We start from the raw sequence: 16,377 nt of genomic DNA on the forward strand, positions 1-16,377 counted from the left end.
AAATAACAACCTAACAGCTAGGTTGTTATTTTTCTTCTTCTACTAATTCGATATGATCGGCCGCAATTTCCTCCAACGCTTGCCCGACAAATTTTTTCGATACCGGGTTTTTAATCGTTAATTCGGCATTGTCTTGAAGCTGACGCGCCCGTTTTGCAACAACGGTCACCAGTTTATATTTCGAATCCACTTTTTGCATTAATAAGTCGATGGAAGGATATAACATGCTTTATTCCACCCCCAACATTTTCTTATAACGTTTTGCAACACGTTCCCGCCGGCAATGCTCGGCGATCACGATCGCCTTAATTCGCTCGCAGGCGAGCTCAACTTTATCGTTTTCGACGACATAATCATATGCATCCATCATCTCGAGCTCTTCTTTTGCCGCCTTTAAGCGGTTGCGGACGAGCTCTTCCGACTCGGTCCCGCGCGAAATAATCCGTTTTTCCAGTTCACTTAAGCTCGGTGGGGCGAGAAAAATAAACAAACCTTCCGGAAACACTTTGCGCACTTGCATAGCGCCTTGCACTTCAATTTCCAGAAATACATCTTTTCCTTCTGCGAGCGTCTTTTCTACGTAGTCAATCGGCGTTCCATAATAATTGCCGACGTACTCTGCCCACTCGAGCAGTTTGTTTTCCCGAATCATTTGCTCAAACTCTTCGCGCGTTTTAAAGAAATAGTCGACGCCGTCGACTTCGCCTTCGCGCGGTTTCCGCGTCGTGACAGAGACGGAATAATGCAAATTAATATCCGGCTGGGAAAACAACGCTTTTCGCACCGTTCCTTTGCCGACACCAGATGGTCCTGATAAGACAATCAACAATCCTCTTTCGTTCATAAATGTCTAAAACCCTACCCTTCCTCCGATAAATCGTCGCTTCCATATAAACGATTGGCTACCGTTTCCGGCTGCACCGAAGATAGTATGACATGATCGCTGTCCATAATAATGACAGCGCGCGTTCTTCTTCCATGAGTGGCATCGACTAGCTTTCCATTTTCCCTTGCATCTTGAATAATCCGTTTAATCGGTGCCGAATCAGGGCTGACGATCGTAATAATCCGAGCGGCGGATACCATATTTCCATACCCTATATTAATAAACTTAATTCCCACGAAGCGTCCACCTGCCATAAATATTATTGTTGCCGCAATGAAACCGTTCTAAACGGCTACTCGATATTTTGCACTTGTTCTTTTATTTTTTCGAGCGCGCTTTTCATCTCGACGACTTGCGCGGCGATGCGGCTGTCATTCGCCTTTGCGCCAATCGTGTTTATTTCACGGTTTAACTCTTGTACTAAAAAGTCAAGCTTCCGACCGATTGACTCGTCTGTTTGCAACGTTGCGGCAACTTGCTGAAGGTGGCTGCGAATCCGCTTCAGTTCCTCATTAATATCCGCTTTTTCCGCAAAAATCGCCACCTCCGTCAAAATGCGTGACTCATCGGCAGGAAGTGGAACAAGCTCATGGATCCGTTTCAACAACCGCTCGCGATAATGTTCAATCACATCCGGCGCCCATTTCTCAATCGCCTGCACCCCTTTTTCAATCTGAGAAAGCTGCGCCTTGATATCAGCAAGGAGCGCCTCGCCTTCCTGCTTACGCATAAGTGCAAGTTGCTCAGCAGCCTCTTTCACTGCGGCAAGCAAAAGCTGCTCCATTTCCTCATTGACGCTCTCTTCTTCCATAATTTCCGTTACGCCTTCAAGCTGAAACAAGTGAGCAAGCGTCACGCGGTCGTGCAGGGCAAATTGCTCATTCGCCCTTTGCAAGTTATGATAATAATCCTCCATTAATTCCCAATCAATATGTAGTTTCCGCTTGACCAAACCATCGCCTTCGATATTAACAAAAACTTCCACCTTTCCTCGTTTGACGTACGGCAAAATGGCTTTTTTTATTTTATCCTCAAAAGCCATCCATTGTCTAGGGATACGGATGGAAATTTCACGAAAGCGATGGTTTACCGACTTCATTTCCACTGTAATGGCAAGCTGTTCATTTTTTTTCGTGCTGCGTCCAAAACCTGTCATGCTATAAACCACATTATCACATCCATTTATGTGAGATGCCAAAAAGAAAAGGTCATAGAGTCACCCTCTATCACCTTGGATATTATACCATATCTCCTTTTTATTTTCTCGCCAAAAACGAACCAGAAAACAAAAATGTCGGAAGCGCTGCTAAACCAATAATGAGCAGCCAATCAAACAGAGCGATCGGCATCGTATGGAAAATTCCTTGCAGCGGCGGGTAGTAAATGACGACGAGCAACAATAATATGGATACAATAACCGCACCGAAGAGATATATATTTTCGAACGGGTTGCGGTCAAAAATGGAGCGCTCGCAGCGGCAGTCAAACACATGAATGAGCTGGGCCATCACTAACGTCGCAAACGCCACCGTCTGCGCATAAACAAGATCGTTTCCGCTTCGTTCGTACGCCGTCATAAATGCCGCCAGCGTCACCATCCCGATGACAAAGCCGCGGCTGATGATTTTCCAGCCAAGTCCGCGCGCGAATACTCCCTCTTTCGGATGGCGAGGCGGACGTTTCATTACGTTTTCTTCCGCGCGGTCAATTCCGAGCGCCATCGCCGGAAGCCCATCGGTCACAAGGTTCACCCATAAAATTTGGATCGGCACAAGCGGAAGCGGGAGAGCCAGCAGCATCGCAAACAACATGACTAAAATCTCACCGACATTTGATGCTAACAAATAGCGGATAAATTTGCGAATGTTTTCGTAAATATTTCTTCCTTCTTGAATCGCCGCTTGAATCGTCGCAAAGTTATCATCCAATAATACGAGCGCGGCTGCCTCTTTCGCCACATCCGTTCCCGACTGCCCCATCGCCACGCCGATGTCGGCCGCTTTAATGGCCGGCGCGTCGTTTACACCGTCTCCCGTCATCGCGACAATATGTCCCCGACGTTGCAATGCTTTCACAATCTTTAATTTATGCTCCGGCGAAACGCGGGCAAATACATAAACATCATCGACCACTTCTTCGAGTTCATCTACCGAAAGCCGCGACAACGTCGGACCGTCCATGACTTTTCCGTTCGGCGGCAGCACTCCGAGCTGCTTTGCGATCGCTTTAGCGGTAAGTACATGATCGCCTGTAATCATCACCGTTTTAATCCCCGCTTCCCTGCATTGCCGTACTGCTTTTTTCACTTCCGGCCGCGGCGGGTCGATCATTCCTTGAATTCCGATAAACACGAGATTTTTCTCCGCCTCTTTTTCTGAAGTGATTCGCTCATGAGCTTGAAGCGGGCGATAAGCGAGCGCAATCGTGCGGAGTGCTTGGCTTGCCATTTGTTGAATAACGTCTTGTATCGTTTTTCTCCACGCCACTGTCATCGTTTGCTCGCGTCCGTTCCACCAAATTTGCTTACTCACTTGCAACAATACGTCTGGAGCTCCTTTTGTCACAATAAATCGTCTTCCTGCTTTATCTTTCACAATAACCGTCATCATTTTCCGCTCGGAATCAAACGGAAATTCTTGTTCCACGATAAATTCGTTTTCGATGCGTTCTTTCGTCAATCCCGCCTTCATCGCAGCGACAAGCAAAGCGCCTTCGGTCGGATCGCCGTCGATGTAGCGCCGTCCCTCTTTTTCTTTCAGCTGTGAACCATTGCAAAGCACGCCAAACATCAGCAGCTGTTGCAATACCGCCTCTTTTTTGATGTCGATTGGACGCCCGTTTTCATAAAATTGCCCCGATGTCTCCAAACCGGCGCCGCTTATCGTCCACGTTTTTCCATTTGCCCAAATATGCGTGACGGTCATCATATTTTCCGTCATCGTTCCCGTTTTGTCGGAACAAATGACAGAAGCACAGCCTAACGTTTCCACCGCTGGAAGCTTGCGGACGATCGCATTTTTCTTGATCATCCGCTGCACGCCAAGCGCAAGCGCAATGGTCACAATCGCCGGCAGCCCTTCCGGAATCGCGGCGACCGCTAACGAAACACCGGCTAAAAACATTTCGTATAAACCGTGTCCTTGAATGACGCCAACCACAACGACAAGAACGGTAAGAAAGAGCGCAACGACAATTAAAATTTTCCCCAGCTGCTCCAGACGGCGCTGCAGCGGAGTCATCACTGTTTCCGCTTCTTGAAGCAGATTCGCGATTTGTCCCATTGCCGTTTTCATTCCCGTTGCAATCACAATGCCAATGCCGCTTCCTCTTGTTACAAGGGTGCCCATGAAAGCCATATTATGCAAATCACCGAGCGCAGCATTTTCATTCATAAGCGAAACCGCCGACTTTGCTGTCGGCACCGACTCGCCTGTCAGCGCTGATTCTTCGATTTCCAGCCCTTTTGCATCAATTAAGCGGACATCGGCGCCGATTCTGTCCCCGCTTGAAAACTTGATAATATCGCCGACAACAAGCTCCCGAGCCGGAATTTTCAACCATTCCCCGTCGCGCAATACCGTTGCCTGCGGTGCCGATAATTGCTTGAGCGCTTCAAGCGATTTCTCGGCGCGCCGCTCCTGGAAAAAGCCTAAAAGTCCATTCATGATGACGATAACGATAATGGCAATAGCATCGACATACTCCCCAAGCAATCCGGAAATGATCGTCGCCGCAAGAAGCACAAGCACCATAAAATCTTTAAACTGATTCAAAAACAATAATAACGCCGACTGTTTTTTGGCTTCTTTTAATTCGTTATATCCAAACCGCTTCAGACGCTTTTTCGCTTCTTCCATCGTTAAGCCCTTCGTAAGATTGGTGTTTGTTTCCTTCGCCACTTCATTTGTCGCAAGCGTATGCCACTGCATCGTCGCTTCTCCTCCCTCTTTGCTTTTCTATGAAAGCTTATTCAGACATGTCCGAAAAAATGATATGATATGTTATTGATGAAGCAACAAAACAAACAGAAAGGTGTTTTTTATGTCATTCGATGGAGTGTTTACCTATGCGGTTGTAAAAGAATTACAGGAAGCGCTCGTGGGAGGACGCATCACGAAAATCCACCAGCCGGCTGTCCATGAATTGGTCCTGCAAATCCGCTCGCACGGGCGAAATTATAAATTGTTGTTGTCCGCGCATCCAAGCTATGCGCGCGTTCATTTGACGAACGAAACGTATGACAATCCGGCGGAACCGCCGATGTTTTGCATGCTGTTGCGCAAACATTTGGAAGGAAGCATCATTGAAGCGATCCGCCAAGTTGATTTTGACCGGATTATCATCATGGAAACAAAAGGACGGAACGAAATTGGCGATATTCATACAAAACAATTAATGATTGAAATCATGGGGCGGCACAGCAACATCATCTTGGTTGACAAAGAAACGAACACAATTATCGACAGCATTAAACATCTCTCTCCTGCCGTCAACCGCTATCGTACCGTGCTTCCCGGCCATGAATATATCGCGCCGCCGTCGCATGGAAAAATCAACCCGCTCGAAGCGACCGAAGAAACGATCATAAAAAAAATCGATTTTCATGCCGGCAAACTAGCGGACCAGCTCGTCGCCACATTTTCCGGCATCTCGCCGCTGTTTGCGAAAGAAGCGGTATTTCGCGCCGGACTCGCGAACCGTGCAACATTGCCAAAAAGTTTTATCGCATTGATGGACGAAGTGCGCGCCCATCGCTTTGCGCCGGCGATGTACACGAATGGCGAAAAAGAATGGTTTTACGTGCTCCCGCTCACCCATCTGCAGGCGGAAGCGAAACCGTTCGCCGCGCCAAGCGAACTGTTAGACCGCTTTTACTTCGGCAAAGCCGAGCGCGACCGCGTGAAACAGCAGGCACATGACCTTGAGCGGCTTATTGCAAACGAAAAAGCAAAAAACGAGAAAAAGCTGATCAAGCTTAAGCAAACATTAGAGGAAGCAAAACATGCGGAGCAATATCGGCTTTATGGGGAGCTGCTAACCGCTAACCTGTACGCCGTCGAGCGGGGAATGAAAGAAATCGAAGTGATCAACTATTACGACGAAAACAGCGCGACCGTAACGATTCCGCTCGATCCGCAAAAATCGCCGTCGGAAAACGCGCAAAGTTATTTTCAAAAGTACCAAAAAGCGAAAAACTCGCTAAACATCGTCCAAGAACAAATTGAGCGCACGAACGAAGAAATCGCTTATTTCGATACGCTTCTCCAGCAGCTCGAAACCGCCGCTCCGAAAGATGTTGAGGAAATTCGCGAGGAGTTAATCGAACAAGGCTATTTGCGGGCGCGCGCCACCAAACAACCGAAAAAGCAAAAACAGCGGAAAATTGAGCTGGACCGCTACGTCGCGAGCGACGGCACGGAAATTCTGGTTGGGAAAAACAACAAGCAAAACGATTATTTAACGACAAAACTAGCGCATAAAGACGAGATTTGGCTGCACACGAAAGACATCCCTGGCTCGCACGTCGTTATTCGCAGCAAAAATCCGTCCGAGCAAACGATCATCGAAGCTGCCAACCTCGCCGCCTACTTCAGCAAAGCGCGCCAATCGAGCTCCGTTCCTGTCGATTATACGCGCATCCGCTATGTGAAAAAACCGAGCGGAGCCAAACCGGGCTTTGTCATTTACGAAAACCAGCAGACGGTTTACGTGACGCCGGATGAGGATTTGGTGATTCGAATGAAAAAGCAATAGCAACGCGAAATCCCTCCCGCTATAAAGTGCGGGAGGGCATTTTTTATGAACTTCCATTCCAGGAGCAAAGGAACGGAGCGGGATCATGAAAAAAGAGCGCATTCAGCGTGCGCTCTCCCTAACCACATCCATTTTATTTCCCCCACTCTTCCGGGTTTTCCCGCCACTTGCGCAACGTTGCCAGATCTTGTCCGGTAACGAAACCTAACGCAACGGCGGTCTCGATCAGCGTGTCATAATCGGTCAACGTATAGATCGAAACGTTTTCTTCCGCAAACGCTTGTTTTGCTTTTTCCAGTCCGTACGTAAAAATAGCGACGACACCAAACACATTGCAGCCCGCTTCTTTTAGGGAGCGAACAGCCTTTAATGAGCTGCCCCCGGTAGAAATCAAATCTTCGACAACCACAACCTTTTGTCCTTTTTCCACTTTTCCTTCAATCTGCTTTCCTTTTCCGTGGCCTTTGGCTTGGCTACGCACGTAGCACATTGGCAAGTTAAGACGCTCGCTCACCCAAGCAGCATGCGGAATTCCTGCCGTTGCCGTTCCGGCGATCACTTCGGCATCTGGAAAATGGGTGTGAATGAGTGCAGCGAGCCCGTCAGCAATTGCGCTTCGTACGTGCGGATACGCGAGTGTCAGCCGGTTGTCACAGTAAATCGGTGATTTCAACCCAGACGACCAGGTGAACGGTTCATTTGGCTCTAGCGATACCGCACCGATTTCGAGTAAATGTGTGGCGATTTCTTTTTTCATTCCTTCTCTTCTCCCTTCCACTCCTGTTGCAAACGCTTGTAAGCCGCAACTGAATTTTCTGCGCGGGTAATGCTTCGGCCAACCACAATAAAGCTTGCGCTAAGCTTTCTTGCTTCATATGGGGTGACGACGCGGACTTGGTCATTTTTCTCGTCATCGGCAAAACGAATCCCTGGGGTAACGGTCAAAAAGGCTTCTCCGCAATGCTTGCGAATAAGCGGCACTTCTTTTGCCGAGCAGACGACGCCGTCAAGGCCGCTTTTTTTCGCCAGCGACGCATAATGGAGCACCGTTTCTTCCAACGGCCGGTCGATCCAAAGTTCGTTATGCAGCATTTGCTCGCTTGTGCTTGTCAGCTGCGTGACCGCAATGCAATATGGACGGCGCGCTCCGTTTGGCGTTCCCGCTTCCAGTCCCTCCAGCGCCGCTTCCATCATTCGCGTTCCGCCGGCGGCATGGACGTTGACTAAATCAACCCCTAAGCGGGCTAGTCCTTGCATGGCGCGCTTGACCGTATTCGGAATGTCATGCAGCTTTAAATCAAGGAAAATGCGGTGTCCTTGCTCTTTTAAGTAATGGATGATCGCAGGACCTTCTTGATAGTATAATTCCATGCCGACCTTTAGAAATAACGATTTATTCGGAAACGATTGTAAAAACGTTTTTGCCTCCTCTAATGTTGGAAAATCAAGCGCCACAATAAACGGATCGTTCACCTTTTTTCCAGCTCCTTCCTGTGCATTCGGAAATATGGCCGATTCCCAGCTCATCCAGCAAAGTCGGCAGCTTATCGATGATGTTCGGGCAAACGAACGGATCGATAAAATTGGCCGTTCCGACCGCGACGGCGCTGGCGCCGGCATAGAAAAATTCAATGACATCTTCGGCCGATTGAATGCCGCCCATGCCGATAATCGGGATCGAAACAGCTTGGCTGACTTCGTAAATCATGCGAATTGCAATCGGCTTAATCGCTGGTCCCGATAAACCTCCGGTTCGGTTCGCTAAAATCGGCTTGGCGGTTTTCACATCGATGCGCATGCCAAGAAGCGTATTAATCATCGTCAACCCATCCGCGCCCGCCGCTTCGATCGCTTTCGCCATCTCGACAATGTTGGCGACGTTTGGCGAGAGCTTGACATAGACAGGTACTTCGGACACTTCTTTGACAAGCATCGTGAGTTCAGCAGCAATTTCCGGAACGGTGCCAAACGCAATCCCGCCTTTTTTAACATTCGGGCAGGAAATATTGAGCTCGAGCGCGCAAACGTTTGGCGCTTTGGAAATATGTTTGGCAACCTCTACATATTCCTCCATCGTCGAGCCGGCAATGTTCGCAATAATCGGCACGTCAAACTGCGCAAGCCACGGCAGCTCTTCTTCCATTACTTTTTCCAAGCCGGGGTTTTGCAGGCCGATCGCATTCAACATCCCGCTTGGCGTCTCCGCTACCCTTGGCGTTGGGTTGCCAAAGCGAGGTTTTTTTGTTGTCGCTTTGATCATAATCGCGCCGAGCTTGCTTAAATCATAAAATTGTGCGTATTCGCGGCCAAATCCGAAACAGCCTGACGCTGGCATCACCGGATTTTTCAGTGAAAGCCCCGGCAGTTCAACCGCCAAACGGTTCATAATACCACCTCCCCAGCTTTAAATACAGGACCGTCGCTGCATACTTTTTTATACGCCGTTTCACTGTCAGGGACGCAGCAGACGCAGGCAAAACACGCACCAATGCCGCATCCCATCCGCTCTTCCAGCGAAAGATATACTTCTTTGTGCGGAAACGCTTGTTCCAGCGCCTTTAACATCGGTTTTGGCCCGCACGCGTACAGCACGTCAAATGAAATGTCTCGCTGATCGATCACATCGGTGACAAACCCTTTCATTCCGTACGAACCATCCACCGTCGCCACATATGTTTCGCCAAACATAGAAAATTCCTGTTCGTAAAAGACGGCGTCTTTTGTTTGGAATCCGAGCACATTCGTGACGATAACTCCTTTTTCGACAAGCTGTTTCGCTAATTCGTAAAGCGGAGGGACGCCGATGCCCCCGCCGACAAGGAGCGCACGCTGTCCTTTCTCTACAGCGTCAAGCGGAAATCCGTTTCCCAGCGGACCGAGCACATCGACTGTTTCCCCCGGCCGTTTTTCCGAAAGCAAGGTGGTGCCAATTCCTTCTTTCCGGTAAATGAGTGTACATTCGCTCGCGTCTTGATCGATGCGGCAAAGGCTAAGCGGACGGCGCAAAAGCGGATTGGCTTGCGGAGTCACTTTCACATGGACAAATTGGCCTGGTGCATTCATTTCCTCGACTAAATGGCCGCTTAACGTTATCTCGTAAATGTTTTTCGCAATCTGTTCGTGACGGACAACCGTCATGTGTTCACGTTTCATCACGCATGCACCAGCCCTTGCGTCATCGCCGTTGTCGAAAATGTCATCGATTCGATGACTTGCAGCATCGCCCGCGCCGTATCGAGCGAAGTTAAACATGGAATGCCGTTTTCGACCGCTTCGCGGCGGATGCGGAAGCCGTCGCTTTCCGGCTGCTTTCCTTTCGTCAGCGTGTTGATGACGACTTGCGCTTTCCCTTGGCGAATGACATCTAAAATGTTTGGTGATGCCAAATGGATTTTATTGACGACGGTTACCGGAATGTCCGCCGCTTTTAACGCTTCTGCCGTGCCGTTTGTCGCCAGCAGCTGATAGCCAATTTGATGGAAACGTCTTGCAAGTTCCACCGCTTCTTCTTTATCTTTATCTGCAACAGTCAATAAGACAGCACCGTATGGACGAATATGGATTCCCGAAGCGACTAGCCCTTTATATAACGCTTTTTCAAAGGTGACGTCTTTGCCGATTACTTCGCCGGTTGATTTCATTTCCGGACCGAGCGAAATATCGACGTTGCGTAGTTTGGCAAACGAGAAGACCGGCGCTTTCACATATACGCCTTCGCTTTCTTGTTTCAAGCCCGTTTCATAGCCAAGTTCCGCGAGCTTCGCGCCTAAAATCACTTTCGTGGCAATGTTCGCCATCGGCACGCCGGTAATTTTGCTTAAAAACGGCACCGTGCGGCTTGAACGCGGATTGACTTCAAGAACATATACCTCTCCTTGGTACATGACAAACTGAATGTTTAACAGTCCGACAATGCGCAGTCCCCGTGCCAATTTGATCGTGCAATCGACGATTTTTTGCTTGATGTCCTTCGTTAACGTTTGCGGCGGATAAACGGCGATCGAATCTCCCGAGTGAACGCCGGCCCGCTCGATATGTTCCATAATTCCCGGGACCAACACCGTTTCTCCGTCGGAAATCGCGTCCACTTCGATTTCTTTTCCGATTAAATAGCGGTCGATGAGCACCGGGTGTTGCGGGTTGACCCTGACAGCGTTCTCCATGTAATGCAATAGTTCCTCTTCTTGATAGACGATTTCCATTGCGCGGCCGCCAAGCACGTACGATGGACGAACGAGCACCGGATAGCCGATTTCTTCGGCAATCCGCACCGCCTCTTCAACGGAAAAGGCTGTTTTCCCTTCCGGCTTTGGAATCCCTAGCTCTGATAACGTTTGTTCAAATTTGTCACGGTCTTCGGCACGGTCTAAATCCTCCAGCGACGTTCCTAAAATGCAGACGCCGCGCGCCGCTAATTCCGCCGCTAGGTTGATCGCCGTCTGGCCGCCGAATTGGACGATGACTCCAACTGGCTTCTCTAAGTCAATGACATGCATGACATCTTCAATCGTAAGCGGCTCAAAATACAACTTGTCGGAGATGCTGAAATCTGTCGACACCGTTTCCGGGTTGTTGTTAATAATAATCGCTTCATAGCCCGCTTCTTTAATCGCCCAGACGGAATGAACGGTTGCATAATCGAATTCAATGCCTTGTCCGATGCGAATCGGTCCCGATCCCAGCACCACGACGCTTTCGCGGGTGGTGACGGTCGATTCGTTTTCATCTTCGTACGTGCTATAGTAATACGGTGTTTCTGATTCAAATTCCGCCGCGCACGTATCCACCATCTTATATACAGGAAGGATTCCTGCTTGTTTGCGCATCTCATACACGCCGCGCTCGCTGATGTTCCAGAGCTTGGCGATGGCTACATCGGAAAAGCCCATTTCTTTTGCTTTCCGCAGCACTTCGATATCCCCTGCATGGTCACGGATGACCGTTTCGTAACGGATGATGTTTTCGATTTTTGTTAAGAAAAAGCGGTCAATTTGGCTCCATTCGTGAATTTGCCCGACAGTAAAGCCGCGGCGCAGCGCTTCGGCGATATAGAAGAGACGTTCGTCTCCAGCTTTGCGAATCCGCTTTTCCATTACTTCATCCGGGATGTTTTCCGCATCCTTGAGTTCAAGATGGTAAACGCCCGTTTCTAAAGAACGCACCGCTTTTAACAGCGATTCCTCGAACGTCCGTCCGATCGCCATTACTTCGCCTGTCGCTTTCATTTGCGTGCCAAGATGACGATTCGCCGATTCAAATTTATCGAACGGAAAGCGTGGAATTTTCGTCACGACATAATCGAGCGCCGGTTCAAAGCAAGCGTACGTTTTACCCGTAACCGGGTTGATAATTTCATCTAACGTTAAGCCGACGGCAATTTTCGCAGCGAGCTTGGCAATCGGGTAGCCGGTCGCTTTCGATGCGAGCGCCGATGAACGGCTGACGCGCGGATTCACTTCAATGACGTAATAATGGAAGCTATGCGGGTCCAGTGCCAGCTGCACGTTGCAGCCTCCTTCGATGCCAAGGGCGCGAATAATGCGGAGCGATGCGTTGCGCAGCAATTGATATTCGCGGTCGCTTAACGTCTGGCTTGGGGCAACGACAATCGAATCACCCGTATGGATGCCGACCGGATCGATATTTTCCATGTTGCAGACGACGATCGCGTTATCGTTGGCGTCGCGCATCACTTCATACTCGATTTCTTTATAGCCGGCGATGCTTTTTTCTAACAAACATTGATGCACCGGGCTTAGTTTTAATCCAGTCGAAACGATATCGATCAATTCTTCCTCGTTCGCGCAGATGCCGCCGCCGGTGCCGCCGAGCGTAAACGCCGGGCGGACAATGACGGGATAGCCGACTTTTTCAACAAAAGCGTACGCTTCTTCTAAACTATGAATAATTTCGCTTTCTGGAACCGGTTCGCCGAGTTCGTTCATGAGTGCGCGGAATTGCTCGCGGTCTTCCGCTTTTTCAATCGCATCGAGTTTTGTTCCCAATATTTCGACACCGCATTCTGCAAGCACTCCCGCTTTGGCAAGCTCGACTGCTAAGTTCAATCCCGTCTGTCCGCCAAGCGTCGGCAAAATCGCGTCTGGGCGTTCTTTGCGGATAATGCGGGATACAAACTCAAACGTAAGCGGCTCCATATACACTTTGTCGGCGATTTCCGTATCGGTCATGATGGTGGCCGGATTGGAGTTGACTAAAATGACTTTATACCCTTCTTCCTTTAGCGCAAGGCACGCCTGCGTTCCCGCATAATCAAACTCCGCCGCCTGGCCGATGACAATCGGTCCGGAACCGATCACTAAAATCGTTTTAATGTCTTGGCGTTTAGGCATGGACGATTTCCCCTTTCTTTTTAAACTCGCGAATCATCACGATAAACTCATCAAATAACGAGTTGGAGTCCTCAGGACCAGGTGATGCTTCCGGATGATACTGCACCGTAAACGCCGGATAATCAAGATGGCGCAATCCTTCGATCGTGCCGTCGTTTAAAGCGATGTGCGTTACTTCTAATCTTGTGTGCTTTAATGATTCTTTTTTTACGGTATAGCCGTGGTTTTGCGAAGTGATCGCCACTTTTCCCGTCGCCAAATGCTTTACTGGATGGTTCGAACCGCGATGGCCGAATTTCATTTTTTCCGTGTCGGCTCCGCAGGCGAGGGCAAACAGCTGATGGCCAAGGCAGATGCCGAAAATCGGCACTTTTCCAAGAATTCCTCGAATCATTTCAATCGCTTCCGGCACATCTTTTGGATCGCCAGGACCGTTTGAGAGCATCACCCCATCTGGATGCAAACGAAGGACTTGTTCTGCGGTTGCGTTGTATGGCAAGACGATGACGTCGCAATTCCGTTTGTTCAGCTCGCGCAAAATGCCGTGTTTCATGCCGAAGTCAACGAGGACGACGCGGTAGCCCCGTCCCGGGCTCGGATATGCGCTTTTCGTTGAGACGCGTTTGACCTGGTCGCGCGGCAGTGCCGTTGTTTTCAAGTATTCGACAACCTCTTGCACGCTGACATCCAAGTCGCAAATCATCCCTTTCAGCGTCCCGTACTGGCGGATAATGCGCGTCAATTTACGCGTATCAATCCCTGCTAAACCAGGAATCTTTTTTTCTTTTAAATATTCATCAAGCGTCATCTCGTTGCGCCAGTTCGACGGCACATTACATACTTCCTTGACAATCAGCCCGTGAATATGCGGTTCAATCGATTCAAAATCGTCGCGGTTAATGCCGTAGTTGCCGATGAGCGGGTAAGTCATCGTCACGATTTGCCCGCAATACGAAGGATCGGTTAAAATTTCTTGATACCCGGTCATTCCCGTATTAAACACTACTTCGCCGATCGTTTTTTCCGTACTGCCGAACGCCTCCCCGATAAAGAACGAACCGTCTTCCAATACAAGCTGTCGTTTCATTTACTCTCTCCCTTTCCGCCAAACTAGTTTTCCGCCGACAAACGTCATCACTGGCCAGCCTTTGCACGTCCAGCCGGCAAACGGCGTATTTTTTCCTTTCGATGCAAACGTTTGTGGATCAATCGTTTCTTCGGCCTCTAAATCGATTACTGTAATATCCGCCCGCTCGCCGACCGCAAGTTTTCCAAGCGGCAGGCCGAAACATTCAGCCGGCTTCACCGTCAGCAAATCGATGAGCTGTTTTAGCGTCAACATATTCGTTTCGACCAAATGGGTGTAAAGAAGCGGAAACGCTGTTTCCAAGCCGACAATGCCAAATGGGGCAGCGTTGATTCCTTTTTGTTTTTCCGCTTCCGTATGCGGTGCGTGGTCGGTGGCGATAAAATCGATCGTTCCATCAAGCAATCCCTCGATTAACGCCGCGCGGTCTTCTTTGCTGCGCAGCGGCGGATTCATCTTATAATTTGCGTCAGGACCTGGAATATCTTCATCGCATAAAAGAAGATGGTGCGGCGTTACTTCCGCGGTGACGCGAATGCCCGCCCGCTTCGCATCGCGGACGATGCGCACCGATTCTTTTGTGCTGATGTGGCACACATGGTAGTGACAGCCTGTTGCTTCCGCCAACAGCACATCGCGCGCGATATGTACCGACTCGCACACGGAAGGAATGCCGTTAAGTTTGTAGCGGCGCGCGAATTCGCCATCATGAACAATCCCGTGATTGATTAACGTATTATCTTCGCAATGGGCGACAATCGCCATATCGAGCATAGCGGCGCGCTTCATCGCTTCATACATCATGCCGGCCGACTGCACGCCGACGCCGTCGTCGGTAAAGGCGAACGCGCCTGCTTCTTTTAATGCGGCAAAATCAGTCAGTTCTTCACCTTGCTGACGCACAGTAATCGCAGCATATGGAAGCACATTGACATAAGCCGTTTCACGGATCCGTTCGCAAAGCCATTCCATTTGTTCTTTCGTATCGGGCACCGGATTGGTGTTTGGCATTGCCGCCACCGTCGTAAAACCGCCTTTCGCCGCCGCCAGCGTTCCGGTTGCAATCGTTTCTTTCGCTTCGCCGCCTGGTTCGCGCAAATGAACATGCAAATCGATCAATCCTGCAGAAATGAGCTTGCCTTGCACATCGATGACTTCATCCGTTGCTTCGCTCTGTATCTCACGGCCCATCGCGGCAATGACGCCGTTTTCGATTTTCAGCTCGATCCGTTCGAGTACACCATCGTTATTGAACAACATGCCATTTTTTAATATAATCGCCATTTTTCATTCTCCCTTCTATTGCTCGTTTTAGCACCGCCATCCGTACATAAACGCCGTTTTCCATTTGCTTAAAAATGCGGGAACGTTCCGATTCCACAAGACTGCTTTCGATTTCAACATCGCGATTGACCGGCGCGGGGTGGAGAATCACGCTCGTACGTTTCATGCGTTTAGCCCGCTCTACCGTCAGTCCGTACCGTTTGTGATACTGTTCTTTCGTCAGCCCCATTTTTTCCGCGTGACGTTCATGCTGAATGCGCAGCAGCATGACAACGTCCGCCGCTTCCACCGCCTTATCGATATCGACGTACATTCCGTATGGATTTGCCTCGTCTTTCCATGCTTCTGGGCTTGAAAACAGCACTTTTGCCCCCAATCTTGTCAGCACTTCTGCGTTCGAGCGGGCGACGCGGCTGTGGCGGATATCACCAATAATGGCCACCGTTAACCCGGAAAACGTGCCAAACTCTTGCCGTATAGTAAGCAAATCTAAGAGCGATTGCGTCGGATGATGCCCGCAGCCGTCCCCGGCGTTAATGATTGGGATGCGAATTGAATGGCGGAGAGATTCGAAATACGCGTCTTCCCAATGGCGAATGACAACGGCGTTCACTCCGATGGACTCAAGCGTGCGAATCGTGTCGTACAGCGTTTCCCCTTTTTGCACGCTCGACATATCCGCATCAAACGGGATGACGTGAAGCCCTAGTTTCCGCTCCGCCATTTCAAAGCTGCATTTTGTCCGTGTGCTTGGTTCGAAAAACAAGTTGGCGACAAACATTGGTTCAGATGGACGCCAAAAATAGCCGTTTCTAAATTGCTCCGCATCCTCTAATAATCGCGTAATTTCCGTGACGGACAGTTCGGATAATGTAAACAAATGCGTCATGGTTTTCGCTCCTTTGCTTGATTTTTCATAAAAAAACACCCTGCCTAGAGACAGGGTGTTACACCGTTCGCAAAAAGGGCTCAGAAAACAGCCGTCGGCTTTCCAAACAACGGCCTACCCTTTTTCC

Annotated in this window: 14 protein-coding genes; 1 reads left to right on the forward strand and 13 read right to left on the reverse strand. The window is 49.5% G+C overall.

Annotation, left to right across the window (positions count from 1 at the left end; translation table 11 throughout):
• Positions 1-25: 25 nt before the first annotated feature.
• The 5 genes from rpoZ to BV455_RS03450 form a co-directional block, all read right to left on the reverse strand.
• Positions 26-226: a DNA-directed RNA polymerase subunit omega gene (rpoZ, locus tag BV455_RS03430; protein ID WP_017437139.1), complete on the reverse strand. Its 201-nt coding sequence runs from the start codon at positions 224-226 to the stop codon at positions 26-28.
• 3 nt (positions 227-229) lie between these two features.
• On the reverse strand, positions 230-844 hold the full coding sequence (gene gmk / locus BV455_RS03435; protein WP_017437140.1) for a guanylate kinase: 615 nt from the start codon (positions 842-844) through the stop codon (positions 230-232).
• A gap of 14 nt (positions 845-858) precedes the next feature.
• Positions 859-1,122: an extracellular matrix/biofilm regulator RemA gene (remA, locus tag BV455_RS03440; RefSeq protein ID WP_017437141.1), complete on the reverse strand. Its 264-nt coding sequence runs from the start codon at positions 1,120-1,122 to the stop codon at positions 859-861.
• A 56-nt stretch (positions 1,123-1,178) separates the two neighbouring features.
• Positions 1,179-2,054 (reverse strand): YicC/YloC family endoribonuclease, encoded by an 876-nt coding sequence (locus BV455_RS03445; RefSeq protein ID WP_026078632.1) that lies wholly within the window; start codon positions 2,052-2,054, stop codon positions 1,179-1,181.
• An 88-nt stretch (positions 2,055-2,142) separates the two neighbouring features.
• The gene (locus BV455_RS03450; RefSeq protein WP_218687757.1) at positions 2,143-4,815 is read right to left on the reverse strand and encodes a calcium-translocating P-type ATPase, SERCA-type; all 2,673 of its coding nucleotides are present in this window, start codon (positions 4,813-4,815) and stop codon (positions 2,143-2,145) included.
• A gap of 112 nt (positions 4,816-4,927) precedes the next feature.
• Between BV455_RS03450 and BV455_RS03455 the strand changes: the two genes are divergently transcribed.
• The gene (locus BV455_RS03455; RefSeq protein ID WP_042407153.1) at positions 4,928-6,640 is read left to right on the forward strand and encodes an Rqc2 family fibronectin-binding protein; all 1,713 of its coding nucleotides are present in this window, start codon (positions 4,928-4,930) and stop codon (positions 6,638-6,640) included.
• Positions 6,641-6,773: 133 nt separating this feature from the next.
• Here the strand turns inward: BV455_RS03455 and pyrE are convergent, their stop codons facing one another.
• The 8 genes from pyrE to BV455_RS03495 are packed head-to-tail and all read right to left on the reverse strand — an operon-like array spanning position 6,774 to position 16,250.
• Entirely contained in the window at positions 6,774-7,397 is a 624-nt protein-coding gene (pyrE, locus tag BV455_RS03460) for an orotate phosphoribosyltransferase (RefSeq protein WP_017437145.1), read from the reverse strand.
• On the reverse strand, positions 7,394-8,113 hold the full coding sequence (pyrF, locus tag BV455_RS03465; RefSeq protein ID WP_017437146.1) for an orotidine-5'-phosphate decarboxylase: 720 nt from the start codon (positions 8,111-8,113) through the stop codon (positions 7,394-7,396). The genes pyrE and pyrF overlap by 4 nt, the downstream gene beginning before the upstream one ends.
• A complete protein-coding gene (locus BV455_RS03470) occupies positions 8,085-9,026 on the reverse strand; it encodes a dihydroorotate dehydrogenase (RefSeq protein ID WP_017437147.1) in 942 nt (313 codons plus the stop codon). Before BV455_RS03470 ends, pyrF begins: the two co-directional genes overlap by 29 nt.
• A complete protein-coding gene (locus BV455_RS03475; RefSeq protein WP_218687758.1) occupies positions 9,023-9,796 on the reverse strand; it encodes a dihydroorotate dehydrogenase electron transfer subunit in 774 nt (257 codons plus the stop codon). The genes BV455_RS03470 and BV455_RS03475 overlap by 4 nt, the downstream gene beginning before the upstream one ends.
• Positions 9,793-12,990, reverse strand: coding sequence for a carbamoyl-phosphate synthase large subunit (gene carB, locus BV455_RS03480; RefSeq protein ID WP_218687759.1), 3,198 nt, complete (start codon positions 12,988-12,990; stop codon positions 9,793-9,795). The genes BV455_RS03475 and carB overlap by 4 nt, the downstream gene beginning before the upstream one ends.
• Positions 12,983-14,077, reverse strand: coding sequence for a carbamoyl phosphate synthase small subunit (locus tag BV455_RS03485; protein ID WP_017437150.1), 1,095 nt, complete (start codon positions 14,075-14,077; stop codon positions 12,983-12,985). Before BV455_RS03485 ends, carB begins: the two co-directional genes overlap by 8 nt.
• Entirely contained in the window at positions 14,078-15,361 is a 1,284-nt protein-coding gene (locus tag BV455_RS03490) for a dihydroorotase (protein WP_017437151.1), read from the reverse strand. It lies immediately after the preceding gene.
• On the reverse strand, positions 15,324-16,250 hold the full coding sequence (locus BV455_RS03495) for an aspartate carbamoyltransferase catalytic subunit (protein WP_017437152.1): 927 nt from the start codon (positions 16,248-16,250) through the stop codon (positions 15,324-15,326). The genes BV455_RS03490 and BV455_RS03495 overlap by 38 nt, the downstream gene beginning before the upstream one ends.
• Positions 16,251-16,377: the final 127 nt, after the last annotated feature.

Origin of the sequence: Parageobacillus caldoxylosilyticus, from assembly GCF_019272935.1 — a bacterium.
In the GTDB taxonomy this organism is placed as follows: Bacteria; Bacillota; Bacilli; order Bacillales; family Anoxybacillaceae; genus Saccharococcus; species Saccharococcus caldoxylosilyticus.